Annotated in this window: 18 protein-coding genes; 3 read left to right on the forward strand and 15 right to left on the reverse strand. The window is 70.3% G+C overall.

The features are described from left to right. Window positions 1-122: 122 nt before the first annotated feature. Genes ACWGJB_RS27325 through ACWGJB_RS27335 form a run of 3 tightly spaced genes read right to left on the reverse strand, consistent with a single transcriptional unit; the run spans window position 123 to window position 3,817 of the window. Window positions 123-1,061 (reverse strand): carbohydrate ABC transporter permease, encoded by a 939-nt coding sequence (locus ACWGJB_RS27325; protein ID WP_453382730.1) that lies wholly within the window; start codon window positions 1,059-1,061, stop codon window positions 123-125. Beyond that, window positions 1,058-2,098 (reverse strand): ABC transporter permease, encoded by a 1,041-nt coding sequence (locus tag ACWGJB_RS27330; protein WP_453382731.1) that lies wholly within the window; start codon window positions 2,096-2,098, stop codon window positions 1,058-1,060. Before ACWGJB_RS27330 ends, ACWGJB_RS27325 begins: the two co-directional genes overlap by 4 nt. Before the next feature lie 27 nt (window positions 2,099-2,125). Further along, window positions 2,126-3,817: an extracellular solute-binding protein gene (locus tag ACWGJB_RS27335; RefSeq protein ID WP_453382732.1), complete on the reverse strand. Its 1,692-nt coding sequence runs from the start codon at window positions 3,815-3,817 to the stop codon at window positions 2,126-2,128. Window positions 3,818-4,173: 356 nt separating this feature from the next. Here ACWGJB_RS27335 and ACWGJB_RS27340 point away from each other — a divergent pair, with 356 nt between their 5' ends. After that, complete coding sequence (locus ACWGJB_RS27340) at window positions 4,174-7,017, forward strand: glycoside hydrolase family 3 C-terminal domain-containing protein (RefSeq protein ID WP_453382733.1); 2,844 nt, start codon at window positions 4,174-4,176, stop codon at window positions 7,015-7,017. A gap of 392 nt (window positions 7,018-7,409) precedes the next feature. Here the strand turns inward: ACWGJB_RS27340 and ACWGJB_RS27345 are convergent, their stop codons facing one another. The 5 genes from ACWGJB_RS27345 to ACWGJB_RS27365 form a co-directional block, all read right to left on the reverse strand. After that, window positions 7,410-7,796 carry a TraR/DksA family transcriptional regulator gene (locus ACWGJB_RS27345; protein WP_453382868.1) on the reverse strand — a complete coding sequence of 129 codons (387 nt, stop codon included), beginning with the start codon at window positions 7,794-7,796 and terminating at the stop codon, window positions 7,410-7,412. 58 nt (window positions 7,797-7,854) lie between these two features. Further along, window positions 7,855-8,925 carry an NADH:flavin oxidoreductase/NADH oxidase gene (locus tag ACWGJB_RS27350; protein ID WP_453382734.1) on the reverse strand — a complete coding sequence of 357 codons (1,071 nt, stop codon included), beginning with the start codon at window positions 8,923-8,925 and terminating at the stop codon, window positions 7,855-7,857. A gap of 249 nt (window positions 8,926-9,174) precedes the next feature. Continuing rightward, window positions 9,175-10,623, reverse strand: a complete 1,449-nt coding sequence (locus ACWGJB_RS27355) for an aldehyde dehydrogenase family protein (RefSeq protein WP_453382735.1) — start codon at window positions 10,621-10,623, stop codon at window positions 9,175-9,177. Between the two features lie 183 nt (window positions 10,624-10,806). Continuing rightward, a complete protein-coding gene (locus ACWGJB_RS27360; RefSeq protein WP_453382736.1) occupies window positions 10,807-12,372 on the reverse strand; it encodes a PucR family transcriptional regulator in 1,566 nt (521 codons plus the stop codon). Window positions 12,373-12,502: 130 nt separating this feature from the next. Next, the gene (locus ACWGJB_RS27365) at window positions 12,503-14,692 is read right to left on the reverse strand and encodes an ATP-binding protein (protein WP_453382737.1); all 2,190 of its coding nucleotides are present in this window, start codon (window positions 14,690-14,692) and stop codon (window positions 12,503-12,505) included. 307 nt (window positions 14,693-14,999) lie between these two features. Here ACWGJB_RS27365 and gabT point away from each other — a divergent pair, with 307 nt between their 5' ends. Next, the gene (gabT, locus tag ACWGJB_RS27370) at window positions 15,000-16,334 is read left to right on the forward strand and encodes a 4-aminobutyrate--2-oxoglutarate transaminase (RefSeq protein WP_453382738.1); all 1,335 of its coding nucleotides are present in this window, start codon (window positions 15,000-15,002) and stop codon (window positions 16,332-16,334) included. A 194-nt stretch (window positions 16,335-16,528) separates the two neighbouring features. Then, on the forward strand, window positions 16,529-17,416 hold the full coding sequence (locus ACWGJB_RS27375; RefSeq protein ID WP_453382739.1) for a phosphatase PAP2 family protein: 888 nt from the start codon (window positions 16,529-16,531) through the stop codon (window positions 17,414-17,416). On the opposite strand, the gene ACWGJB_RS27380 is transcribed toward ACWGJB_RS27375, so the two are convergent. The 7 genes from ACWGJB_RS27380 to ACWGJB_RS27410 form a co-directional block, all read right to left on the reverse strand. After that, window positions 17,355-19,124: a chitinase gene (locus ACWGJB_RS27380; protein WP_453382740.1), complete on the reverse strand. Its 1,770-nt coding sequence runs from the start codon at window positions 19,122-19,124 to the stop codon at window positions 17,355-17,357. The genes ACWGJB_RS27375 and ACWGJB_RS27380 overlap by 62 nt on opposite strands. A 239-nt stretch (window positions 19,125-19,363) precedes the next feature. Next, a complete protein-coding gene (locus ACWGJB_RS27385) occupies window positions 19,364-19,807 on the reverse strand; it encodes a hypothetical protein (protein WP_453382741.1) in 444 nt (147 codons plus the stop codon). Between the two features lie 126 nt (window positions 19,808-19,933). Then, entirely contained in the window at window positions 19,934-21,361 is a 1,428-nt protein-coding gene (locus ACWGJB_RS27390; protein ID WP_453382742.1) for an NAD(P)/FAD-dependent oxidoreductase, read from the reverse strand. A gap of 25 nt (window positions 21,362-21,386) precedes the next feature. Then, complete coding sequence (locus ACWGJB_RS27395; RefSeq protein WP_362572347.1) at window positions 21,387-22,187, reverse strand: ABC transporter permease; 801 nt, start codon at window positions 22,185-22,187, stop codon at window positions 21,387-21,389. Continuing rightward, window positions 22,188-23,117 carry an ABC transporter permease gene (locus ACWGJB_RS27400; RefSeq protein WP_453382743.1) on the reverse strand — a complete coding sequence of 310 codons (930 nt, stop codon included), beginning with the start codon at window positions 23,115-23,117 and terminating at the stop codon, window positions 22,188-22,190. After that, window positions 23,117-24,262: an ABC transporter ATP-binding protein gene (locus ACWGJB_RS27405; RefSeq protein ID WP_453382744.1), complete on the reverse strand. Its 1,146-nt coding sequence runs from the start codon at window positions 24,260-24,262 to the stop codon at window positions 23,117-23,119. The genes ACWGJB_RS27400 and ACWGJB_RS27405 overlap by 1 nt, the downstream gene beginning before the upstream one ends. A gap of 7 nt (window positions 24,263-24,269) precedes the next feature. Then, complete coding sequence (locus ACWGJB_RS27410) at window positions 24,270-25,505, reverse strand: ABC transporter substrate-binding protein (RefSeq protein ID WP_453382745.1); 1,236 nt, start codon at window positions 25,503-25,505, stop codon at window positions 24,270-24,272. Window positions 25,506-25,528: the final 23 nt, after the last annotated feature.

Below are 25,528 nucleotides of genomic sequence, written 5' to 3' on the forward strand. Positions count from 1 at the left end.
AGCCGGCTGTATGAGCACGGCTGGGGAGCGCCCTGTCAGGGGCGCGGGGAACTGCGCGACCAGCCACGAATCACCGCAGTCGCCGACGCTCCCCCGCCACCCCCTCCAGAGGGCGCCGTCGGCTACCCCTTCACCGCCCCCGTCAGCATCCCCTTCTTGAAGTGCTTCTGGACGAAAGGCGAAAGCACCGCCACCGGCAGGAGCGCCAACACCATCACCGCCATCTGCACCGCGAGCCCCGACAGCTGACCCGTCTTGATCGCCTGCCCCAGCCCCACCGGGGCCTCCTGCTTCTGCACCAGCTGGATCATGACGTTCTGCAGCGGCATCTTCTCCTGGTCGTTGAGGTACAGGGACGCGTTGAACCACGCGCTCCAGTACCCGACCGCGTAGAAGAGGGTGATCACGGCGAGCACCGCACGCGACAGCGGCATGACGATCTGCCACAGGATCCGGAACTCGCCGGCGCCGTCGATGTGCGCGCTGTCGATCAGCTCCTGCGAGATGCCCATGAAGAACCCGCGCAGGACGAGGATGTTGAAGACGCTCACCGCGCTCGGCAGGATCAGGGCGAGATAGCTGTCGGTGAGGCCGAGGGACTGGACCAGGAGGTAGGTCGGGATCAGGCCCGCGCTGAAGAACATCGTGGCGAGCAGCAGCATCAGGAACCAGCGGTGGCCCAGGGAGCCGATGCGCGAGAGGCCGTACGCGCACAGCACCGACACGGCCATCGAGAACAGCGTGCCGACGACGGTGATCAGGACGCTGATGATGGTGGCCCGGGTGACCTGGCCGCCGCTCAGCAGCTCTTTGTAGGCGATGAAGGTGATGCCCTTGGGCACCATCACCAGTCCGCCGGCCTCGTCGATCGTCTTCCGCGAGGAGAGGCTGGTCACGATGATGATCCACAGGGGGAAGAGGATGCCCAGGCAGGCGAGGGCGAGCACGAGCCCCTTGCCGGCGGCGCCCGCCCGGCCGGGCTCCTCCTCCCATGCCGGACGGGGTGGCGCGGCCCACCGGGAGGGTTCCCGTACGGGTGGCTTGTCGATGACGGCGGTCACTTCTTGTACACCCCCTGCTCGCCCATGAGATGGGCCACTTTGTTCGCGGCGAGGACCAGGCCGAGGCTGACCACGCCCTTGATCAGACCGGCGGCGGCCGCGTAGCCGAAGTCCTGGTTGCGGACGCCGTTCCACCAGACGAAGGTGTCGAGGACCTCGGCGGCTCCTGGGCCCACCGCGTCGCGTTGGAGGAGGATCTGTTCGAAGCCGACCGTCAGGGCGTCGCCCACGCGCAGCACCAGCAGCAGGGCGATCACCGGCCGCAGGGCGGGAAGCGTGACATGCCAGATGCGGCGCCAGCGGCCCGCCCCGTCCATCGCCGCCGCCTCGTAGAGGTCGGGGCTCACCGAGGCGAGCGCGGCCAGGAAGACGATGATCCCCCAGCCCGCGTCCTTCCAGACGCCCTCCGCCGTGACCAGGAACTTGAAGGTCGACGGGTCGGTCATGATGTCGAGGCCGTCATAGCCGTGCTGCCTCAGCAGCTGCGACAGCACGCCCGCGCCACCGAAGATCTGCTGGAAGACGGAGATGACCAGCACCCAGGAGAAGAAGTGCGGGAGGTACAGGACCGCCTGGGAGAAAGCCCGTACCCGGGGCCGGACCACGCTGTTGATGAGCAGGGCGAGCCCGATCGGGATCGGGAAGAACAGCACGAGTTGCAGGAAGAACAGCACGAGCGTGTTCTTCACCGCGTCCCAGAACGCCGAGTCGGCGAAGATCCGCTGGAAGTTCTCGAAGCCCACCCAGGGACTGTGCAGCATGGAGACGATGCCGTTGTCGCTGACGTACGGGTCGTAGTCCTGGAAGGCGACGATGTTGCCGAGGATCGGCAGGTAGTTGAAGACCAGGATCAGCAGGACCGCCGGCAGCGTCATCAGGATCAGCGCGCGGTCGCGTCTGAATCTGAGGCGCAGGCTCAGCTTCCCGGTCTTCCTCTTCTTCCCGGTTCCGGTGGTGCCGTCGGACGCCACCGGAGTCCTCCCCGCCCTGTCGTCGTCTGCCTCGGCCCTGCTGCGAGGCACCGTGCTGTGGGACACGGCCGTTCTCCTTGCCTCAGTGCCTGGTCAGCTCGCCGAAGAACCGTTGTCGTCGAGCAGCTTCTGGTACCAGTCGCGCAGCTTGTCGCCGCCCTTGCTCTTCCAGTCCGAGACGGCCTGCTGCATGTCGCTGATCTTCTTGCGGCCGCGGGTGATGTCGTCTTCCAGCTGCTCGAAGTCGTTACCGAGGCTGGTGTAGCGGGACGGCTCGGTGATCATCTGGCCGTAGAAGCTGGACTTCTTGGTGAAGGCGCCCATCCGCTGCTGCCACTCGACCTGCGCCTTGGCGACGTCGGGGAAGTCGGGGTGGGCGATGGTGGCGGCGGGGCTCGCGACCATGACGTAGGCGTTCAGCACCTCGTTGTTGCCCTGGGTGGTCTTGGTGGGCACGCCGTCCTTGACGGTGTAGTCGGTGCCCTCGGGGCCGTAGTTGGTGAGCATGTACTCCTTGGTGCCGTACGGCGCGGCGGTGACGTTGGCGACGGCCAGCACGTCGCGGATCACGGACTCCGAGGCCTTCTTGTTGATGAAGGCGAAGATGCCGGCGGGCTGCTCGGCCCACAGCTGCGGGTTGCCGCCGTCGTGGCCGAAGACGTCCATGCCCCAGATCTTGTAGTCGGGGTTCTGGGTGGCCTGTTCGGCGGTACGGCTCCACCACTGGGTGATGTTGTTGGGGTAGACCAGGAACTCGCCGGCCGCGAACTTGGGGCCGGGGTCGGGGGCGTTCTTGCCCAACAGGGAGTCGGGGTGCACGACCCCGGCGGCGAAGAGCTTGCGGGTCCATTCCAGCGCTTCGAGGTACTCGTCGGTCTCGATGCGGTTGACGAGCTTGCCGTCGACGAGGTTCCAGCCGAGCGGCTTCTCGCTGCCGGAGAGCACGCCGAAGGACTGGAAGGCCGTCCACTTCATGTCCATACAGGCCCAGCGCTTGGCCTTGGCGTTGGTGATCTCCTTCGCCAAGGACAGGAACTCGTCCGCGGAGCGCGGAATCGCGTACCCCTCCTTGTCGAAGATGTCCTTGCGATAGAGGGGCACGATGCCGGTGACGTACGGCGAGGGCTGCGGCAGGCCGCGCAGCTTGCCGCCGATGATGCAGCGCTGCCAGGCGTCGGTGGGGATGGCCGCGAGGTTCGGGTAGTCCTTGACCTTGTCGCCCGACAGGTACGGGCCGAGGTCGGCGAACTTGCTGATGATGGCGGTGGGTATCTTGCCGCCCATGTTCCAGCTCGGAACGACCACGACGTCCGGTACGTCGCTGGAGGCGAGCACGGCGCCGAGCTTCTGGTCGTAGGTGTTGCCGTCCTGGTTCTGCCACCGGACGTCGACGCCGATCAGGTCGTTCATCGCCTGGTAGTAGGCGTTGTCGTCCTTCGGCGGGGAGCCCCAGAACGGGGACATGATGGTGACCTTGCCCCCCTTGCCGAGCTTCTTGGGCACCGAGGTCTTCAGGGTCGCCAGGTCGAGCTTTCCGGTGAAGCCGATCGCCGAGCCGTTCTTCGCCGGGATGTCCGGGGTCACCACGTTGTTGGCGAGGTAGGACGGCAGCAGCTTCTTCGCGTCCTTGCCCGAGGAGGAGCCACCTCCCGACCCGCTGTCCGACGCTCCGCAGGCGGCGAGCAGCGGCATCCCGCCCGCCACCGCTGCGGTGGCGACGGCCGTGGAGGCGAGGAAACTTCTCCGGCTCGGCCCGGAGGGGGCGGAAGCGGCGTTCGGCGTCATTGCGTCAACCCTTCATGGCGCACCAGGACACCCGGCGGTGGCCGTCGGCTGCGGTGTCTCGAGTGGAACTGGCTGAGCTGAAGCGATCCCCCGACCACGGTCGACCACCGTCGTGCGTCCCTGGGGCGGACCGGCGAATCGGCTAGTCGAAGCGCTTCGATGTTGCTGCGAGGTTAAGTGAACACCCGGGGGTGCACAAGGGTCGCTTCCAAGATTCCTCCGAGGTGGTGGGGATGACCTCTGCGTATGTGCCGCTTGAAATTTCGGTGAGCGTCTCTTGACACCCGACGGTGCGTCGAATGAGCATCGAAGCGCTTCGAAAGCTCCTCGTCGCTCCATCGCAAGGGGAACCGCACGTGACCGCTCAAACGCCGCCCACGCCGCCTTTCCGCGATCAGCACCTGCCGTTCGCGAAGCGCATCGACGACCTGCTGGCGCGGCTCACCCTGGACGAGAAGGTCTCCTTCCTGCACCAGTTCGCGCCCGCCGTGGAACGCCTGGACATCGCCGCCTTCCGCACCGGCCAGGAGGCCCTGCACGGGGTCGCCTGGATGGGGCCGGCGACGGTGTTCCCGCAGGCGGTCGGCCTCGGCGCGACCTGGAACACCGATCTCGTACGACGGGTCGGCGAGGCCGTGTCCAAGGAGGTCCGGGCGATGCGCGCCCGCGACGACCGCGTGGGCCTCAACGTCTGGGCACCGACGGTGAATCTGCTGCGCCACCCGCTCTGGGGCCGCAACGAGGAGGGCTACTCCGAGGACCCGAAGCTCACCTCCGCCATCGCCACCGCCTACACCCGTGGCCTGCGCGGCGACCACCCGGTGTACTGGCGCACCGCGCCGGTGCTCAAGCACTGGCTCGCCCACAACAACGAGACGGACCGGGCCACTTCCTCCTCCTCGGTCCGCCCGCGGGTGCTGCACGAGTACGACCTGCGCGCCTTCGAGGAGACCGTGCGGGCGGGCGCGGTGGCCGGGGTGATGCCCGCGTACAACCTGGTCAACGGCCGCCCCAACCACGTGTCCCCGTATCTGCGCGAGCAGTTGCGGACCTGGACGGAGGAGGATCTGCTGGTCTGCTCGGACGCCGGGGCGCCCAGCAACCTGGTCGACCACGAGCACTACTTCGACACCCACGAGGAAGCCACGGCGGCCGCCCTCCTCGCCGGTGTCGACAGCTTCACCGACCACGGCACGGACGGTTCGCAGATCGTCGCGCGGATCAACGGGGCGTTGGCACAGGGCCTGTTGACCGAGGCCGACATCGACACGGCCGTGCGCCGCCAGCTCTCGGTCCGCTTCCGCCTCGGCGAGTTCGACCCGCACGACGACCCGTACGCGCACACGTCCGACTTCGACACCCCGGCCCACCGCGCCCTGGCCCAGGAGGCTGCGGAACAGGCGGTGGTCCTCCTCAAGAACGACGACGACCTGCTGCCGCTCGCGCCCGACACCCGGATCGCGGTGGTCGGCCTGCTCGCCGACGAGTGCAAGCTCGACTGGTACAGCGGCACGCTGCTGCACCGCTCCACCCCGCTGGAGGGCCTGTACGAACGGTTCGGCGCGGAGCGGGTGGAGTTCGCGGAGGGCGTGGACCGGGTCCGGCTGAGGCTCGCGGACGGCACCTTCCTGCACGTGCCGCCCGCCCCCGAGGCCGCCGACGAGGCACGCGGCGCGGCGGGCGCCCTGGACCCGGCGCTGCTGGCGGGCCGTACCGACCTGCCCCCGCTGACCACCGACGCCACGGGCACCGAACTCGCCCTCGTCGACTGGGGCGAGGGCGTGCTGACGCTCCGCGCCCCCGACGGCCGGTATCTCTCGGTCGCCGACGACGGCCGGGTCCGCGCCTCCGCCGACCAGCCCGGCGGCTGGGTCGTCCAGGAGACATTCCGCCTGGAACCCCACGAGAACGGTCACCTCCTCCGGCATCTCGGCACGGGTCGCCACGTCTCTGTCGCCGCCGACGGCGTGCGGGTTGCCGCCGAGAACGCGTCGATCTTCGAGTTGATCATCGTCGAGCGGGGTACGGAGGCCGTCGCCAGGGTGGCCGCGGCGGCCGACGTGGTCCTGGTCGTCGCGGGCAACGACCCGCACATCAACGGCCGCGAGACCGAGGACCGTACGACTTTGGCCCTGCCCCCGCACCAGGAGCGCCTGCTGCGCGCGGCCCGGTCCGCGAACCCGCGGACGGTCCTGGCCCTGACCTCGGCCTACCCCTACGCGGTGGACGTGGCCCGCCTCCCCGCCGTCCTGTGGACGGCGCACGGCGGCCAGGCGGCCGGCACCGCGCTCGCCCGCGTCCTGGCCGGTGACGTCTCCCCCGCGGGCCGTCTTCCGCAGACCTGGTACGCCGCCGACGCGGACCTCCCCGACCTGCTCGACTACGACGTGCTGGGCGCCCGGCAGACGTACCTCTACTTCGAGGGCACCCCGCTCTTCCCGTTCGGCCACGGCCTGTCGTACGCGTCCTTCTCCTACGCCGACCTGGTCACCGAGGCGGCGGCGGGGACGCTCCACGTGTCGTTCACGGTCACCAACACCGGTGCCGTGACGGCGGACGAGGTGGCCCAGCTCTACTCACGGGCGGTCGAGCCGTCGTCGGTGCGCCCGCGCCGCGAACTGCTGGCCCACCGCAGGATCACCCTCGCCCCCGGCGAGCGGACCGGGCTGGCCTTCGAAGTCCCGCTCTCCGCCTTCGCGTTCTGGGACGTGGCGCGGGACCGACGGCGCCTGGAGCAGGGGCCGTACGACGTCCTGGTCGGCGCGTCCAGCGAGGACATCCGGCTGCGTACGACGGTGGTCCTGGACGGCGAGCAGGCGGCACCGCGCGATGTCACCTCCGAACGCGGCCTGGATGCCGCCGATTTCGACGAGCATTCGGGGATCACGATCGTGGACCGTACGAAGACGGCGGGCGACGCGGTCACGCCGGAGGACGACGGGCTCGGTGAACTCGTCTACCGGGACTGCGACTTCGGCCGGGGGGTGACCGAGGTGACCGTGCGGGTGTCGGGCGCCGGCTCGCTGGAACTCTCCCTGGACGGGGGTCCGTCGTCGGCGGTGCTGACGCTCGCCGAGCCGACGCCGGGTCCGTACGCGTACACCTCGCTCACCGCCGGCATCGTCGCCGAGGGTGTGCACGACGTCCACCTCAGACTGCGCGGCCCGCTGCGGCTCGCGCACGTCGGCTTCTCCGGTTGAGGGTCCGGAGCGGCCGGCACCGAGAAGGGGCCCGGCGCCGGAAGGCATCGGTACCGGGCCCCTTCGAGGGGACGACGATGAGCGTCATGGACGAACTTACTTGAAAATGGTTCCCATTGGCAAGAGGGTGGCGGCCCTGCCCCGGTCCCCGGCCGGGATCATCCGTCGGCGGAGCCCATCGGCGGGCCCGAAGCACACCGACGCCCGGAGCCCCCGCACAGTGAGCCCTCCATAGGGTGTCGTCGGTATCCGATGAGCCAGGCCGTGTCTTCTCCTGATCGAGCCGGGTGAAGGTCAGATGGTGAACGGCCGCCGGCGGAGGAACTCGGCATCTACCCGCACGCCGAGTCGGGGCAGGACGACATGTCGCGCCCTCAACTACTGTGCACCCTTCAACGAGCTACGGACGCGCAGCGCACGCAGGTTTTCGCCGCCGGGCGAACTTCGAGGCGCTCCGTCGGGATCGGCTCACCGCATTGCTCGCAGCGCCCGTAGTCGCCTCTCTCCAACCGTTCCAGGGCGCGATCGAGATCGTTCAGATGCTCGCGCGACTGGGACAGCAGAGCGGTGACGTGCGCCCGCTCGAAGGCCGTGCTCGCCCCCTCCGGGTCGTGCTCGTCGTCAATGGCCACCAGTGCGTTCGCCTCGACGATCCCTTCGAACTCACGGCCAAGGGCGGATATCTGCTGCAGCGTGGCGACACGGTCGGCCGCGAGCAGCGCCCGCATCGACTCGCCCTGGGGCACGAGAAAAGCGGCATTGGTGCATTGATCGCTCATATCGGAGGAAACCTCATTGTCTTGTGCCGAATTCCCGGGTGTTCGGGCGACGACGGCCTCAGCGATGACGTGGGCGGCCACGCTGGTACTGCTTCGGCCACGGGACGTCGTCACCGAGCACGTGGGCCGCGCGGAGCGGCCAGGTCGGGTTGCGCAGCAGTTCGCGCGCGAGCATGATCGCGTCGGCCGAGCGGTCCACGAGGATCTGGTCGGCCTGCTCCGGTGCGGTGATCAGGCCGACCGCGGAGACGGGCAGGGCCGCGCCCTCGCGGACGGTTCGGGCGAAGGGCACCTGGTAGCCGGGTTCCACTTCGGTACGGGCGTTGTGGACGAGGCCGCCGCTGGTGATGTCCACCAGATCGACGCCGTGGGCCACCAGGTGCCGCGACAGCTCGACCGTCTCCTCCGGGGTCCAGCCGCCGTCGGCCCAGTCCGTGGCCGAGAAGCGTACGAACAGCGGGCGGTCCTCCGGCCACTGCGCCCGTACGGCGTCGGTGACCTGGACCAGGAAACGGCTGCGCCCGTCGAGATCGCCTCCGTACTCGTCGCCGCGGTGGTTGGACAGCGGTGACAGGAACTGGTGCAGCAGATAGCCGTGCGCGGCGTGGATCTCCAGGACCTCGAAGCCGGCGGACAGCGCCCGCGCGGCGGCCTCGCCGAAGGCCCGGACCAGAGCGCGGATGTCGTCCGCGCCGAGTTCCCGCGGGGCCGGCCAGTCGCCGAATGGCAGCGGTGACGGTGCGACCGTCTGCCATCCTCCGGCCTCCGGTTCGACGTACACGTCCCCCTCCCAGGGCGGTGCCGTCGACGCCTTGCGGCCGGCATGGGAGATCTGGATGCCGGCAATGGCTCCCTGCCCGTGGACGAAGTCCGTAATCCGCTGGTACGCGGCGGCCTGCCCGTCATCCCAGATGCCGGCGTCGGAAGGGGTGATCCCGCCCTCGGGTTCCACCGCCGTGGCCTCCTGCATGACCAGGCCGGACCCGCCGCGTGCCAGGGAGCCGAGATGGACCAGATGCCAGTCCTGCGGGTAGCCGTCGACCGAGCTGTACTGGCACATGGGGGCCACCCAGGCCCGGTTCGGGAAGGTCGTGCCGCGGAGGGTGAGCGGCGAGAAGAGGCGGCTCATGGGAGGCCTCGCAGGAGGGGTGTGGGACGCCGGTGGTGCCCCGCACCCGTCGAGCCGTGACGGCCTGGGTTCCTGCGGGGCGCCCCGCACGGTGGGTGCACCCGAGTACCCCGGCCGCTCGTGGCACACACCACCGGCCAGGCGTGCTCACCCGCGCGGATGTCCTGCCCAGGTCACACCCCATGCGCAACACCACGGCCGGAGCCCCCGCACAGCGGGCTCCGGCCGTGGTGAGCTGTCCCTGGCAGGTCAGAGGGCGAGGCCGGTGAGGACCAGGACCCGCTCGTAGGTGTAGTCGTCCATCGCGAACTTGACGCCCTCGCGGCCGACGCCGGACTGCTTGGCGCCGCCGTACGGCATCTGGTCGGCGCGGTAGGAGGGGACGTCACCGACGACGACACCGCCGACCTCAAGAGCGCGGTGGGCGCGGAAGGCGGTCTGCAGGTCGTGGGTGAAGACGCCCGCCTGGAGGCCGTACTTGGAGTCGTTGGCGGCGGCGAAGGCCTCGGCCTCGCCGTACACCTTCTGCACGGTGAGGACGGGTCCGAAGACCTCCTCGCAGGAGATCGTGGTGTCGGCCGGGACCTCGGTGAGGACGGTCGGCGCGAAGCTGGCGCCGTCGCGGTCGCCGCCGGTGACCAGGGTGGCGCCGGCCTCCACGGCCTCCTTCACCCAGGCCTCGACGCGCTCCGCGGCGGCCTCGCTGACCAGCGGGCCGACGTCCGTCTTGGCGTCGGCCGGGTCACCGGTGACCTGGGCCTCGACGGCGGCGACGATGCGCGGGAGCAGCCGGTCGTACACCGACGCGTCGGCGATGACCCGCTGCACGGAGATGCAGGACTGGCCGCCCTGGTAGTTGGAGAAGGTGGCGATGCGGGTGGCGGCCCAGTCGAGGTCGGCGTCGCTCGCGTAGTCGCCGAGGACGACGGCCGCGCCGTTGCCGCCCAGCTCCAGGGTGCAGTGCTTGCGGGGCACCGAGTCCATGATCGAGTAGCCGACCTTCTCGGAACCGGTGAACGAGATGACCGGGAGGCGCTCGTCCTGGACGAGGGCGGCCATCTTGTCGTTGGCGACCGGGAGGATCGACCAGGAGCCGGCCGGGAGGCCCTCGGTCTCGGCGAGCAGATCGCCGATGATCAGGCCGGACAGCGGGGTGGCGGGCGCCGGCTTGAGGATGATCGGCGCGCCTGCGGCGATGGCCGGGGCGATCTTGTGGGCGCAGAGGTTGAGCGGGAAGTTGAAGGGTGCGATGCCGAGGACGACGCCCTTGGGGAAGCGGCGGGTCAGCGCGAGCCGGCCCTGGCCGCCGGGGTCGGTGTCGAGCCGCTGGGCCTCGCCGCTGTTGAAGCGGCGGGCCTCCTCGGCGGCGAACCGGAACACGGAGACGGCACGGCCGACCTCGCCGCGCGCCCACTTGATCGGCTTGCCGTTCTCGGCGGAGATCAGCTGGGCTATCTCCTCGGTGCGCTCGGCGAGGCGCCGGCTGACGTGGTCGAGGGCGGCGGCGCGTATGTGCGCCGGGGTGGCGGCGAACTCGTCCCGTACGGCGTACGCGGCGGCGACGGCTTCCTCGACCTGCGCGTCGGTCGGCACGCTGACCTTGCCGACAGGGCGCCCGTCCCAGGGGCTGGTGACGTCGAAGGTGTCCTCGCCGGTGACCTGACGGCCGGCGAGCCAGAAGGCGTGGGTGGCGGTCATGAGAGTCCCGGCCCTTCCGCGTGTGGGGATTTCTTGGCTTCCGAGGTCCACCGTAGGCGCGGGAGGCAGAAGCGGCGCTTGTCCGGGGTGTAGTGGTGGCGAGCGGGGGTGCGCCTCTTTGGCAGGGGCGCGTCGGCCTCGTTCTCCGAGTTCTCCGGGGTCCTCCGGGTTCTCCGGCGGCGGTCAGTCCGCCGAGGTCGCCTTCAGGGCCAGCCACAGCTCCATCCTGGCGTCGGGGTCGTCCAGGGAACGGCCCAGGATCTCCTCGACCCTGCGCATCCGGTACCTCAGCGTATGCCGGTGGACGCCCAGGTCGGCGGCGGCCGCGTCCCACTGGCCGTGCCGGGACAGCCAGGCCCGCAGAGAGGCCACCAGGTCGCCGCGGCCCGTGGCGTCATGCTCGTACAGCGCCCGCAGCAGGCCGTCCGCGAACGCCTTCACCGCGTCGTCGGCCAGCAGCGGGAGCACCGAACCGGCGGCCAGCTGCTCGTGCTCGACCAGCACCCGGCCGCGCCGCCGGGCCACCGACAGTGCCTGTTCGGCCTGTTTGTAGGCGGCCGCCGCGCCGATCGGGCCGGACGGGGCGGACATGCCCACGACCAGGTCGTCCTCCTCGGTGGCGTCCTTCTCCGGGACGGCCCGCGCGACCTCGCGCGCCGCCGCGTGGTCGACGCACGCGCCCACCGCCGCGCCCCCGTCCGCGGCCAGCACCACCAGCCGCTCCCCCTCCGGCACCACCAGCACCGCCTCCCCCGCGCGCGCCGCGGCCGACTCGACCGCCTCCGCGAGACCGGCGAGCAGTTCGGCGCCCGCATCGGCGACGATCATCCGGAAGGGTGCGTCGAGAAGTCCGCCGTACAGGTCCCCGGCGACCCCCCGGGCGTGGTCCGGCTGCCCGGCGAGCAGCATGCGCAGCACCGCCGCGCCCACCCGCTGCTCGGCCGCGTGCAGCGACCGCGAGCGTTCCGTCGTCAGTGTGAGCAGGGCGATGGCCGAGTGGACGGCATACCGCTCGGCGGTGCCGAGGGCGGCCGCGGTGCCGACCGCCAGCGCCGCCCGGGACCTGCGGCCGGTGCCCAGCGAGTGCAGCTCCACCCGGTCCTCGTTGTCCGGGCCGCCCACCACCGAGGAGGCCGGCGCCGGGCGCTCCCGCAGCCGTTCCACCTCGGCCGTCAGCCGGGCCGCCCGGCGCCCCGCCCACTCCGGTGCCGTGGCGACGACCGCGCCCGAGGCGTCGTACAGCGCCGCCCACCCGTTGACCTGCGCGGCGAGTGCGGCGAGCAGGCCTTCCGGCCCGGCGTTGAGGGCCTGCCTGGTCAGTTCGCGCTGGGCGGCGAAGCCCGCCGTCACCGCCCGGTACTGGTCGGCCGCGATCGCCGCGGAGACGGCCTTGCTGATGGCGAGGAAGGGGGTGCGGCGCGGGACCTCGAGGAGCGGCAGGTCCTCCTCCTCGGCCGCGTCGACCAGAGCCTTGGGGATCTCGTCGTAGTTGACCCCGACGGCGAAGCCGAGACCCACCACACCTGCTTCCACCAGGCGTTTCACATACCGGCGCATCGCCTGCGGATCATCCGCGTCCAGCTTCAGCGCGGTGATCAGGAGCAGTTCCCCGCCCTCCATGTACGGCACCGGGTCGGCGAGTTCGCTGACATGGGCCCAGCGCACGGGCACGTCGAGGCGGTCCTCGCCCGCGCGCACGGTCAGTTTGAGCGCGGAATGGTGGACGAGCGAGGCGAGCGTCGGTGGCATCGGCCGTCAGATCTTCTCTTCGGTCGGGAACAGGTGAAGACGTGCACAGGGGGCAGTGGGCCTTTGGCCGTCTCGTATGAACGACCTCTGTCGATTCTGCCTCACTGTACGGTCGCGTGTGCCTCCCTGTTCAAGCCCGGCCGGCGCCGCCCCTGAGGTCCACCAGCAGCGGCGGCGCGTGCTCGCCCTTGACGGTCGTCAGGGAGAGGACCGCATGGCCCGCCGGCACACCGTGGGCCAGCTCGGAGGCCGACCAGCGCTCGCGCTCCACCTGGCGGACGGTGACCGCGCGGGCCGTGGGCGCCTTGCCGGTGATGACCTGCCGTACGACGTGCAGCGCCTTGCCCGCCGGGGTCTCCGCGATGATCTGGCGGTCGGTGACGTCCCGGGCCTCGGTCCACTCCTTGCCCCAGACCTCGGCGAAGTCCTGACCGTCCCAGGGGGTCAGCCCGGCGAAGGCCATGCGGCAGCCGGCGGCGCCCAGCAGCGGCCCGCGCAGGGGGCGGGGTACGTCGTCCAGGGTGCGCAGGGTCAGGGCCACGCCCGCGTTGGCGGACCGCAGCCGCTGGACGGCGCGTACCGCCTCCGGCGTCACCACGCCCGTCGCGTCGTCCAGGAGCAGGCAGGCGAAGAGCGAACGGTCGTCCCGTACCGTCACGCTCGCCGTGAACTGGGCGAGCACCAGCCGGGCCAGGATGCGGGAGGCGTCCGCGTGGCCGCGCTCCGGCAGGTCGATACGGACCCGGACCGGGTGGTCGAGGGCCTTGAGGGAGAAGGGGCGGGACTGGCCGGAGGTGTCGAAGAACCCGGCGAAGGCCGGGCGGTCGAGCAGGGCGATGCGGTCGGCCAGGACCGAGCCCACGTCTCCGGGATGGCCCATCTGCCGTTCCCGGGCGTCGAGTTCGCGCAGCAGCGACGCGTGTCCGGTGGCCGTCAGCGCCTTGCGGAGCGCGGCCACCGGGCCGGGGGCGCCATCCAGGAGCTGGCGGAGTTCGGGTACGGAGGGGAAGCGGCCGTGGACGGCCTTGAACGGGCCGAGCAGCTGGGCGAGGACGGTGGTGGAGCGGCGGCTGTCGCTGCCGGGGTGCGGGTCGGCGAGGTCGCCGACGAGGGCCTCGGCGATTATGGCGGCGGCCTCGTCGGGGTCGGTGGTGCCGCCGTACAGGTCGAGGTCGTAGACGGACTCGGGGTGCGCGATGCGGACGACGACGTCGTAGGAGTCGGCGGGGCCGAGTCCGGCGCCGGCCGCGCCGACGACGACCACGGAGGCGCGGCCGGCGAGTGCGTGCAGGCAGAGGGACTCGGCGAGCGGGCGTACGAGCGCGCCGGTCTTGCCGGAGCCGGCCGGGCCGACGGCGAGCAGGGAGGTGCCGAGCAGCTCGGGGCCGAGGGCGAGACCGGTGCCGCGGTAGCGGTAGGCGTTGCGGGGGTCGTCGGCGGTCGTGCCGAGCCGCACCTGGCCGGTCACCAGGTCGTGCCGGGCGTGCCGGGCGGGCAGGTCGCGTTCCCCTGAGGGGTGCAGGCAGGCGGCGGCGCCGTCCTTGACCACGGCGGCGGAGAAGGAGGCCATGCTGTGCCGGCCGCTGCGCACGCCCTGCCAGGCGCGGGCGATCCGGGCCTGGTCCACGTCCCCCATCAGCCCGGCCCGCGCGTCGGCGGCCAGCCGGTCAGCGGCATCGTACGCCCCGGCGGCACGGAGGTGGGGCCACTGGGCGGGGTCCTGCTCGGGGGCGGGGGGCCGTTCGGCGGCGGGGGTGGCGGCGGCCGGGGTCCAGGCTCGCGGGCCGTAGCGGCGCCAGACCTCGCCCCAGCGGCCGAGGCGGCCGACGGCGAGCATGATCGCCAGGGCGATGAGCGTGTAGTAGCCGTACCAGAGGACGGCGTTGCCGACGCGGTCGTCGCTGTGCCGCCAGGAGTCCGGGGTGAACAGCTCCAGGGGCACCACCCACCAGCCGCCCAGATAGCCGTTCCACAGCAGCGACCAGAACAGCCAGCCGACCAGGAACGCGATCAGCGCGCCGCTCAGCAGTTGCCGGGCCGGGATCCGCTCGGGCTCCTCCTCGGGCCTGGGGGTGTACCGGAACCGCCACACCCCGGGCGCGGCCTCCGGCCGCGGCGCCCGCAGCCAGCTCACGAAGGCCGAGCCGTCGGGCATCGGAGGCGCCCCGGGCGGCAGGTTCGGCGTCCCCGGAGGCAGGCTCGGCCGCGGCGGCACGGCAGCGGCCTCGGCCGGCGTCCTGCCCGCGTCCTGCGGCCCCGCCGGACGCGGCACAGGATTCGCGTGCGTGCCCCGCGTGTCCCGCGTCCCGTCGCTGTCCATCGCCCTTTCCCCCCGACCAGCCGTTCCGTCCATCGTCAGCGAGTCAATCTAACGCCCTCCGAAGGGGAGTTCACCGCTTACACGGCCGAGGAACAGTCAGCCGGATCCCGGCATCGTCCGGCGCCCTATGTCCACCACGGACAACGCCGCCTTCCGACAACACCCACATGGAGCATGCCCACCTCTCATACCCGGCCCTAGCCTGCGAAGAAAGAAGGAGAGCGTCCGGATACGCACCGCCGGAGCCGCCCCGGGGCCGCCGGACACGCACAGCGCCCCGGAACGCACGATTGATCAGGGAGCCCCCATGACCGCACTTCCGCAGGAGCGCCGCGTCGTCACCGCCATCCCCGGCCCCAAGTCGCAGGAGCTGCAGGCCCGCCGTACCGCCGCGGTCGCGCAGGGCGTCGGTTCCGTGCTGCCGGTGTTCACCGCCCGCGCCGGCGGCGGCATCATCGAGGACGTCGACGGCAACCGTCTGATCGACTTCGGTTCCGGTATCGCGGTCACCAGCGTGGGCGCCTCCGCCGAGGCCGTCGTACGCCGGGCCGCCGCCCAGCTGGCCGACTTCACCCACACCTGTTTCATGGTCACCCCGTACGAGGGCTATGTGGCGGTCGCCGAGGCGCTGGCCGAGCTGACGCCCGGCGACCACGCCAAGAAGTCCGCGCTGTTCAACTCCGGCGCCGAGGCCGTCGAGAACGCCGTGAAGATCGCCCGCGCCTACACCAAGCGGCAGGCCGTCGTGGTGTTCGACCACGGGTACCACGGCCGGACCAACCTCACCATGGCACTGACCGCGAAGAACATGCCGTACAAGCACGGCTTCGGGCCGTTCGCGCCCGAGGTCTACCGGGTGCCAGTCGCGTACGGCTACCGCTGGCTCACCGGCCCCCAGAACGCCGGTGCCGAGGCCTCCGCCCAGGCCATCGACATGATCAACAAGCAGATCGGCGCGGACAACGTGGCCGCGATCATCATCGAGCCGGTGCTCGGCGAGGGCGGCTTCATCGAGCCCGCCAAGGGCTTCCTGCCGGCGATCAGCCAGTTCGCCAAGGACAACGGGATCGTGTTCGTCGCCGACGAGATCCAGTCCGGGTTCTGCCGTACGGGCCAGTGGTTCGCGTGCGAGGACGAGGGGATCGTCCCGGACCTGATCACCACCGCCAAGGGCATCGCCGGCGGTCTGCCGCTGGCCGCCGTCACGGGCCGCGCCGAGATCATGGACGCGGCGCACTCCGGCGGCCTCGGCGGCACCTACGGCGGCAACCCGGTCGCCTGTGCCGGTGCGCTCGGTGCCATCGAGACCATGAAGGAACTGGACCTCAACGCCAAGGCGAAGGCCATCGAGGCGATCATGAAGCCGCGGCTGTCCGCCATGGCCGAGAAGTTCGACGTCATCGGCGACGTGCGGGGCCGCGGCGCGATGATCGCCATCGAGCTGGTCAAGGACCGTACGACCAAGGAGCCGAACCCGGAGGCGACCGCCGCCCTCGCCAAGGCCTGCCACCAGGAGGGCCTGCTGGTCCTGACCTGTGGCACCTACGGCAACGTGCTGCGCTTCCTGCCGCCGCTGGTCATCGGCGAGGACCTGCTGAACGAGGGCCTCGACATCATCGAGCAGGCCTTCGCCCGGATCTGAGCCACAGGCTTCGCGTAGCCCGCTCACAGGGTGTCGAACCCCTGTGCCACCGCCGCCCCTCCCCTCCCACCTGGCGTGATGCGGGGGGGCCGGGGCGGCCACCGTCAGGCCGTGTGAAGAAGGTGTGCGAGGTGGATGACGGGACGCGTTTCCGCCTGTCGCCACGCCTGCCCCTGCCGTAGGTTCTAATCCAGATGAGAGATACACCCCGCCCACAGGGGACTGTGGGCGACCTCAGGCCGGGGCCTCCCCAGCTTCGACCTGGTCGTGCCCTCGCGCACACAACCGGGGCCTCTGGCTCCGGATCTCCTCACCGATCGGACGGTCGCTCGCCCCAAACCCCCCGGGGCGCGCGGCGTTCCGATCCGGACGGCCGCCTCGGAACCACCCCCCCTGTTCCGGGGCGGCCGACCTCCTTCCTTCGCTCTCCCCTCGCGGGAATCCTGGGGCTTCTGGGCCTTCCGGCCCTTCTCTTCGCGCTGATCACCTGGCAGGTCGTGGCCCATGGCCCCCTGCTCCGCCTGGACAGCCGTCTGAGCAGCGCACTCGTCCACCCGGACCGGTTCTCCGAGCTGCTCTCCGACCTCGGGAACGTGCAGGTCGCGGTTCCGGTCCTGGTGATCGTCATCGGATACGTCGTCCGGCGCGGCCGTTCCACTGGTACAGACCGCTGGTGGCTGCCGCCCGCCGCGGCCGCCGTCCTGATGGCCCTGGTCCCGGCGATCATCGTGCCGGTCAAGGACTGGACCGCCCGTCCGGGGACCCCGGTGGTGCCCCCGGCGGTCGGCTACTTCCCCTCCGGCCACACGGCGACGGCGGCGATCGCGTACGGCTCCGCGACCCTGCTCCTCCTCCCCTGGCTCCGCTCCCGCGCCGCCCGCCGCACCGTCGTCACCGTCTGCGCGACCCTGGTCCTCGCCGTCTCCTACGGCCTGGTCCGCCGCGGCTACCACTGGCCGCTGGACGTGGCGGCCAGCTGGTGCCTGTGCACGGTCCTGCTGACGGCACTGTGGCTGCCGCTCAGCCGAAGTACGCGTCGAAGTTCTTCTGGAACTCCCAGTTCGAGAACCGGTCCCAGTTGATCGACCAGGTCATCAGGCCACGCAGGGCCGGCCAGGTGCCGTGGGTCGCGTACGAGCCGCAGTTCGTCTTCTTGGTCAGGCAGTCCAGGGTCTTGGTGACCTCGGTCGGGGCGACATAGCCGTTGCCCGCGTTGGTCGAGGCCGGCATGCCGATCGCGATCTGGTCCGGGCGCAGCGGCGGGAAGACGTTGCTGGCGTCGCCCGCCACCGGGAAGCCGGTGAGCAGCATGTCGGTCATGGCGATGTGGAAGTCGGCGCCGCCCATGGAGTGGTACTGGTTGTCGAGGCCCATGATCGGGCCCGAGTTGTAGTCCTGGACGTGCAGCAGGGTCAGGTCGTCGCGCAGGGCGTAGATGACCGGGAGGTAGGCCCCGCAGCGCGGGTCCTGGCCGCCGAACTTGCCGGTGCCGTAGAACTGGTAGCCCATCTGCACGAAGAAGGTCTCGGGCGCCATGGACAGCACGAACTTCGCCCCGTACTTGGCCTTCAGCGTCTTCAGCGCGGAGATGAGATTGACGACCACCGGGGTCGTCGGGTTCTTGAAGTCCGTGTCGTTCGCGTTCAGGGACAGCGAGTGGCCCTCGAAGTCGATGTCGAGACCGTCCAGGCCGTAGGTGTCGATGATGTTCGAGACGGAGGAGACGAAGGTGTCCCGGGCGGCGGTCGTGGTGAGCTGGACCTGGCCGTTGGCGCCGCCGATCGATATCAGCACCTTCTTGCCGGCCGCCTGCTTGGCCTTGATCGCCGCCTTGAAGTCGGCGTCGCTCTCGGCGTTCGGGCACTCGGTGGCCGGGCAGCGGTTGAAGCGGACGTCCCCGGAGGTGGCCGAGGTCGGTTCGCCGAAGGCCAGGTCGATGACGTCCCAGCTGTCGGGGACGTCGGCGAGCCGGGTGTAGCCGGAGCCGTTGGCGAAGGAGGCGTGCAGGTAGCCGACCAGGGCGTGGGTGGGCAGGTCGGTGGAGCCGCCGGAGGAGCCGGCGGTGGTGGTGGCGGTCACCGCGGCCGACTTCGCGGACTCGCCGGCGTCGTTCACGGCGGTGACCTGGAAGCTGTAGGCGGTGGCGGGCGTGAGGCCGGTGGCCGTGGCCGAGGTCCCGGTCGCCGTCTGGACCTTGGCGCCGTTGCGGTAGATCGCATAGCTGGTGGCACCCGTGACCGCCGTCCAGGACAGACCCACGCTGGAGGAGCTGATCGTGCCGGTCTTCAGGCCGGTGGGCGCGGCGGGCGGCTGGCCCGTGGTGCCGCCGGGGCCCACGAGGGAGAGGTCGTCGGCGTAGTAGGCGCCGGTGCCGTACCAGCCGTGGGTGTAGATGGTGACGTTGGTCGTCGAGGCGCCGGTGGTGAAGGTGGTCGTGAGTTTCTGCCAGTCGGGGGCGGACTGGGTCCAGGTGGAGACGTCGGTGGTGCCGGTGCCGCTCGCGCCGAGGTAGACGTAGGAGCCGCGGACGTAACCGGACAGGGTGTACTGCGAGCTCGGCTTGACGGTCACGGTCTGCGCGCACTGCGCGTTGTCGCTGCCGGCCGGGGTCGCCTGGAGCGCGGAGCCGCCGCTGTGCACGGGTGAGGTCACGGTGGTTCCGGCCGTACAACTCCAGTTGTCGAGGCCGGACTCGAAGCCACCGTTGCGAGCGAGGTCCGCGTCGGCCGCACGGGCGGCCGACGAGAGCGCGGTGATACCGGGTACGGCCAGCAGCAAGGCCGTGAGCATGCCGAGGACAGGTCTCGCGCGAACCACAAGTGCCTCCGGTGATGGGGGAATTGGAGGTGGGATGCGCGCTCAATTTGGTCCAGACCAATCCACTTGTCAAGACCTACGGCTGTCCATGACCACCCGCAGGACAGCGCCCCCTCAGGGGCGCGGGACCCTGTCGATATGCGGCTCCGCCGCGGGGCGCGACCAGCCACAACGCAGCCGCACACGACCGACAACCTTGCAGTCCCCGGGACCTAGTCATCGGCCAGGCCGGCGGCAGCCTCATGCATCGCCAACTCCAGCAGCGCCGGATCCGTCAGCGTCCCCGACCCGTCCGGCACCACCAGCCACCGCACCCCCTGGGTCGACCGGCCGGGATACGGCACGACGATCCAGGTGCCGGCGCCCGCCGTGCGGATCCCGGTGCCGAGCCACCGGGCGGCCGTTCCGGGTGGCACGAAGAAGCCCACCCGGCTGTCCCCGAAGTCGACCAGGACGGGCCCTGGTTGGTCGAGGACGCGGGTGAGCACGTCGAGGGTGGGGTAGCCGAGCTCGCCCGGCAGGATCAGTACGTCCCAGGCCCGGCCGGCGGGCAGCAGCGCGATCCCGAGGGCATTGCGCTCCCATTCCCACCGGCACGCCTCGGGGTCAGGTGCGACGGATGCCAGCCATTCGACCGCCGTCTTCGCCCCAGTCATCAGAAGACCTCCCAGTCCCGCTCGTCGACGCGGGTGTCGCGTCACGGGGAGAGAGGGAGGTCTTCCAGGGGCATTACGCGGGTTTCGCCACCCCGTTGGGGTGACCTGGAACACGCGCCGGGAGGGTCAGCTGTCGAAGCCCAGCCCCACCCGGTCCATCGCCCTGAGCCACAGGTTGCGGCGCCCCCCGTGGGCGTCGGCGCGGGCCAGCGACCACTTGGTGAGGGCGATGCCGGTCCAGGCGAACGGCTCCGGCGGGAACGGCAGCGGCTTCTTGCGGACCATCTCCAGACGGGTGCGCTCGGTGTCCTCGCCGGCCAGCAGGTCCAGCATCACGTCGGCACCGAACCGGGTCGCGCCGACACCGAGGCCGGTGTACCCGGCCGCGTACGCCACCCGGCCCTGATGGGCGGTGCCGAAGAACGCCGAGAAGCGGGAGCAGGTGTCGATCGCGCCGCCCCACGCGTGGGTGAAGCGGACGCCCTCCAGCTGCGGGAAGCAGGTGAAGAAGTGTCCGGCGAGCTTGACGTAGGTCTCCGGGCGGTCGTCGTACTCGGCGCGGACCCGGCCGCCGTAGTGGTGGATGGCGTCGTAGCCGCCCCAGAGGATCCGGTTGTCCGCCGACAGCCGGAAGTAGTGGAACTGGTTGGCCGAGTCGCCGAGGCCCTGCCGGTTCTTCCAGCCGATCGTGCCGAGTTGCTCGGCGGTGAGCGGCTCGGTCATCAGGGCGTAGTCGTAGACCGGGACGGTGTAGGCGCGGACCCGCTTGACCAGGTTCGGGAAGATGTTGGTGCCGAGCGCGACCCGCCGGGCCCGGACCGAGCCGTACGGGGTGCGTACGGCCATGCCGGCGCCGTACGCCTTCAGTTCGAGGGCGGGCGTGTGCTCGTACACCCGGACGCCGAGGGCGAGGCAGGCCTGCTTGAGGCCCCAGGCGAGCTTGGCCGGGCTGACCATGGCCACGCCCCGGCGGTCCCACAGGCCGGCCTCGAAGGTGGGCGAGTTCACCTGCTCGCGCACCGCGTCGGCGTCGAGGAACTCGATGCCGTCCGCGAGGCCCTTCCGCTCCAGCTCCCGGTGCCAGTCGCGCAGTTCGCGGGCCTGGTAGGGCTCGGTGGCCACGTCGATCTCGCCGGTGCGCTCGAACTCGCAGTCGATGCCGTGCCGGGCGACGGCGGCCTCGATCTCGTCGAGGTTGCGCCGGCCCAGCTCCTCCAGGCGGTGGATCTCGCCGGGCCAGCGGCCGAGCCCGTTGGGCAGCCCGTGGGTGAGGGAGGCGGCACAGAAGCCGCCGTTGCGGCCGGAGGCGGCCCAGCCCACCTCGCGGCCTTCCAGCAGGACCACCTCGCGCCCGGGGTCGCGCTCCTTGGCGTTGAGCGCGGTCCACAGTCCGCTGTACCCGCCGCCGACGACCAGCAGGTCGCAGGTGTCGGCGCCGGTGAGCGCGGGCTCGGGGTGGGGCTTGCCGGGGTCTTCGAGCCAGTACGGGACCGGCTGTGCTTCGGAGAGAGACCTGGTCCAATCTGCCTGACGGCTCATGGCGCTTGGGGCCATGATTTTCAACTCCCTACAGAGTTCTTTACGCCTTTTGCCTGGTGCGGCGGTTGGTGATGAGCATCGATACCAGCACGAGCAGTACCGCGACCAGGAACATGGCCGTACCGATGACATTGATCTGGACGGGCGTGCCGCGCTGTGCCGAACCCCAGACGAACATGGGGAAGGTGACGGTGGAGCCCGCGTTGAAATTGGTGATGATGAAATCGTCGAAGGAGAGCGCGAAGGACAGCAGCGCGCCCGCCGCGATTCCGGGGGCCGCGATGGGAAGGGTGACCCTGACGAACGTCTGCACCGGTCCGGCGTAGAGGTCCCGGGCCGCCTCCTCCAGGCGCGGATCCATCGACATCACACGCGCCTTGACCGCGGTGACGACGAAGCTGAGGCAGAACATGATGTGGGCGATCAGAATCGTGTAGAAGCCGAGCTGGGCGCCCATGTTCAGGAAGAGGGTGAGCAGCGAGGCCGCCATGACGACCTCGGGCATCGCCATCGGCAGGAAGATCAGCGAGTTCACGGCGGAGCGGGCGCGGAACCGGTAGCGGACCAGGGCGAAGGCGATCATCGTGCCGAGGAGCGTGGCGCCGATGGTCGCCCAGACGGCGATCTGGAGGCTGATGGAGAGCGAGCCGCACATGTCGGCGACTCCGCACGGCTGCTTCCAGGCGTCGAGCGAGAACTGCTGCCATTCGTAGTTGAAGCGCCCCTTCGGTTTGTTGAAGGAGAACACCGTGACGATGACGTTCGGAAGCAGCAGATATCCGAGGGTGAGCAGTCCCGCGATGACGACTAGACGCTTCTTGAGCCAGTTGACGAAGGGCATTTAGACCAGATCCTCCGTCCCGGACCGGCGAATGTAGATCGTGACCATGAACAGGATCGCGGCCATGAGGATGAAGGAGAGCGCGGCCGCCGTCGGATAGTCGAGAATCCTCAGGAACTGCGTCTGGATCACGTTTCCGATCATGCGGGTGTCGGTCGAGCCGAGGAGTTCGGCGTTGACGTAGTCGCCGGCCGCCGGGATGAAGGTCAGCAGCGTGCCGGAGACCACGCCCGGCATCGACAGCGGGAAGGTGACCTTGCGGAACGTCGTCCACGGCTTGGCGTACAGGTCGCCGGCCGCCTCGTGCAGCCGTCCGTCGATGCGCTCCAGCGAGGTGTAGAGCGGCAGGATCATGAACGGCAGGAAGTTGTACGTCAGACCGCAGACGACGGCGAGTGGTGTGGCCAGCACACGGTCGCCGGCCGTCCAGCCGAGGAAGTCGGTGAGGTCCAGGATGTGCAGCGAGTTCAGTACGTGCACGACCGGGCCGTTGTCGGCGAGGATCGTCTTCCAGGCCAGGGTGCGGATCAGGAAGCTGGTGAAGAACGGCGCGATCACCAGGATCATGATCAGGTTTCGCCAGCGGCCCGCCCGGAAGGCGATCAGGTACGCCAGCGGGTAGCCGAGCAGCAGACACAGCACGGTCGCTGCGGCCGCGTAGAAGACGGACCGCAGGAACTGCGGCCAGTACTCGCTCAGCGCGTCCCAGTAGGTCGCGAAGTGCCAGGTGACCTTGTAGCCCTCTTCCAGGGAACCCGTCTGGATGGACGTGGACGCCTGGTAGACCATCGGCAGCGCGAAGAAGACGACCAGCCACAGCATGCCGGGCAGCAGCAGCCAGTACGGCGTGAACCGGCCCCGCTTGCGCGGGGGCTTCTTCGTGGGTTCGGCGGGCGCCAGAGGCGGCGGCGCCTCGGAGAGCGTGGCCATCAGGCGACTTCCTCCTCGGTGCCGGCGTCGATGTCCTGGTCGGCGTCGAGACCGAAGGTGTGGGCCGGGCTCCAGTGCAGGACGACGTCGGCGCCCGGGACGAGCCGCCCGTCGCGCTCGACGTTCTGTACGTACACCTCGAACTCGGGGCAGACCGCGCTGTCGATCACGTACTGCGTGGAGACGCCGATGAAGCTGGCGTCGGCGATCTTGCCGGTGATCCGGTTGCGCCCCTCGGGGATCGAGCCGGCGTCGTCGGCGTGCGTGAGGGAGATCTTCTCGGGCCGGATGCCGACGAGCACCTTGCCGCCCGCCCGGGTCGGCGCCGAACATCGCGCCTCGGGCAGCACCAGCTTGCCGCCGCCGGCCTTGAGGACGATGTCGTCCCCGCTCTTCGTGTCGACCTCGGCCTCGATGAGGTTGGACGTCCCGAGGAAATTGGCGACGAAGGTCGTGTTGGGGTTCTCGTACAGATCGGTGGGCGAGCCGAGCTGCTCCACCCGTCCCGCGTTCATCACGGCGACCGTGTCGGCCATGGTCATGGCCTCCTCCTGGTCGTGCGTGACATGGACGAAGGTGATGCCGACCTCGGTCTGGATCCGCTTGAGCTCCAGCTGCATCTGGCGGCGCAGCTTGAGGTCGAGGGCGCCGAGCGGCTCGTCGAGGAGCAGCACCTTGGGGTGGTTGATGAGCGCCCGGGCCACCGCGACCCGCTGCTGCTGGCCGCCGGAGAGCTGGTGCGGCTTCTTGCGCGCCTGCTCGCCGAGCTGCACCAGGTCCAGCATGTCCTCGACCTGCTTCTTCACGCTCTTGATGCCGCGCCGGCGCAGGCCGAAGGCGACGTTCTCGAAGATGTCGAGGTGCGGGAAGAGGGCGTAGGACTGGAAGACCGTGTTCACCGGCCGCTTGTACGGCGGCAGATGGGTCACGTCCTGGTCGCCGAGGTGCACGGTGCCGCTGGTCGGCTCCTCAAGGCCCGCGATCATGCGCAGGGTGGTGGTCTTGCCGCAGCCGGAGGCACCGAGGAGGGCGAAGAAGGAACCCTGGGGCACGGTCAGGTCCATCGGCTTCACCGCGGTGAAGCCGTTGTCGTAGGTCTTGCCGATGCCGGTGAGGCGGACGTCGCCGCTGCTGTCTGTCGTCATGGTGTCGTCACGCCCCTGTGAGCTTCGCGAACTTCTGCTGGTATGCCGTCTCTTCCTTCGAGCTCAGCGAGCGGAAGGCATGGGACCTGGCCTGCATGGCCTTGTCGGGAACGATCAGCGGGTTGTCCGCAGCCGACTTGTCGATCTTGGCCAGGTACGGCTTCACGTCCCCGACCGGGCTGACGTAGTTGATGTAGGCGGCGAGTTCGGCGGCCGGCCCGGGCTCGTAGTAGAAGTCGATGAGCCGCTCGGCGTTCGTCTTGTGGCGCGCCTTGTTGGGGATCAGCATGTTGTCGGTCGACGTCATGTAGCCGCTGTCCGGGATGACGTAGGCGACGTCCGGGTTGTCGGACTGGAGCTGCACGATGTCACCGGCCCAGGCGACACAGGCCGCCAGGTCGCCCTTGCTGAGGTCCGAGGTGTAGTCGTTGCCCGTGAAGCGGCGGATCTGGCCGTTGTCCACGGCCTTCTGCAGCCGGGCGATCACCGCGTCGTAGTCGTCGTCGGTGAACTTCGCCGGGTCCTTGCCCATGTCGAGCATGGTCATGCCGACCGTGTCGCGCATCTCGGTCAGCAGACCGACCCGGCCCTTGAGCGCGGGGTTGTCGAGCAGGTCGGAGACCGACTTCACCTCGACGCCGTCGAGGGCCTTCTTGTTGAAGGCGACGACGGTCGAGATGCCCTGCCAGGGGTACGAGTAGGCCCGGCCCGGGTCCCAGTCGGGGCTGCGGAACTGGTCCGACAGGTTGGCGAAGGCGTGCGGCAGGTTCGACGGGTCCAGTTTCTGGACGTAGCCGAGCCGGATCATGCGGGCGGCCAGCCAGTCGGTGAGGACGATCAGGTCCCGGCCGGTGTCCTGGCCCGCGGCGAGCTGCGGCTGGATCTTGCCGAAGAACTCGTCGTTGTCGTTGATGTCCTCGGTGTACTTCACCGTGATGCCGGTCCGCTTGCGGAACTCGTCCAGCGTCGGACGGTTCTTCCCGCTGTCGTCCACGTCGATGTACTCGGGCCAGTTGGAGAAGTTGACGACCTTCTCCTTCGCCGAGTGGTCGTCGGCGGAGACGCCGCCCTGGGACTTGCCGGCCGCGGGGATACCGCAGGCGCTCAGTGCCCCGACGCCGCCCACCGCGAGCGCACCGCCCAGGAACGACCGGCGGGCCAGGGCGGCCCGGCCGGTGCGGAGGCTGCGCCGGATGGCGGCCACTTCGACCGGCGAAGGGCGGTCGGGCTCGTACTGCCTCATGCGCTTGATGCCCTTTCGGGAAG

Source organism: Streptomyces sp. NPDC054813 (assembly GCF_053611365.1).

Coding starts and splice junctions, on each gene's coding strand:
- ACWGJB_RS27375 (WP_453382739.1), top strand. CDS start 16,529: ATGAGAGATACACCCCGCCCACAGGGGACTGTGGGCGACCTCAGGCCG.
- ACWGJB_RS27355 (WP_453382735.1), bottom strand. CDS start 10,623: ATGACCGCCACCCACGCCTTCTGGCTCGCCGGCCGTCAGGTCACCGGC.
- gabT (WP_453382738.1), top strand. CDS start 15,000: ATGACCGCACTTCCGCAGGAGCGCCGCGTCGTCACCGCCATCCCCGGC.
- ACWGJB_RS27360 (WP_453382736.1), bottom strand. CDS start 12,372: ATGCCACCGACGCTCGCCTCGCTCGTCCACCATTCCGCGCTCAAACTG.
- ACWGJB_RS27335 (WP_453382732.1), bottom strand. CDS start 3,817: ATGACGCCGAACGCCGCTTCCGCCCCCTCCGGGCCGAGCCGGAGAAGT.
- ACWGJB_RS27380 (WP_453382740.1), bottom strand. CDS start 19,124: ATGCTCACGGCCTTGCTGCTGGCCGTACCCGGTATCACCGCGCTCTCG.
- ACWGJB_RS27345 (WP_453382868.1), bottom strand. CDS start 7,796: ATGAGCGATCAATGCACCAATGCCGCTTTTCTCGTGCCCCAGGGCGAG.
- ACWGJB_RS27365 (WP_453382737.1), bottom strand. CDS start 14,692: ATGGACAGCGACGGGACGCGGGACACGCGGGGCACGCACGCGAATCCT.
- ACWGJB_RS27350 (WP_453382734.1), bottom strand. CDS start 8,925: ATGAGCCGCCTCTTCTCGCCGCTCACCCTCCGCGGCACGACCTTCCCG.
- ACWGJB_RS27385 (WP_453382741.1), bottom strand. CDS start 19,807: ATGACTGGGGCGAAGACGGCGGTCGAATGGCTGGCATCCGTCGCACCT.
- ACWGJB_RS27390 (WP_453382742.1), bottom strand. CDS start 21,361: ATGGCCCCAAGCGCCATGAGCCGTCAGGCAGATTGGACCAGGTCTCTC.
- ACWGJB_RS27400 (WP_453382743.1), bottom strand. CDS start 23,117: ATGGCCACGCTCTCCGAGGCGCCGCCGCCTCTGGCGCCCGCCGAACCC.
- ACWGJB_RS27405 (WP_453382744.1), bottom strand. CDS start 24,262: ATGACGACAGACAGCAGCGGCGACGTCCGCCTCACCGGCATCGGCAAG.
- ACWGJB_RS27410 (WP_453382745.1), bottom strand. CDS start 25,505: ATGAGGCAGTACGAGCCCGACCGCCCTTCGCCGGTCGAAGTGGCCGCC.
- ACWGJB_RS27395 (WP_362572347.1), bottom strand. CDS start 22,187: ATGCCCTTCGTCAACTGGCTCAAGAAGCGTCTAGTCGTCATCGCGGGA.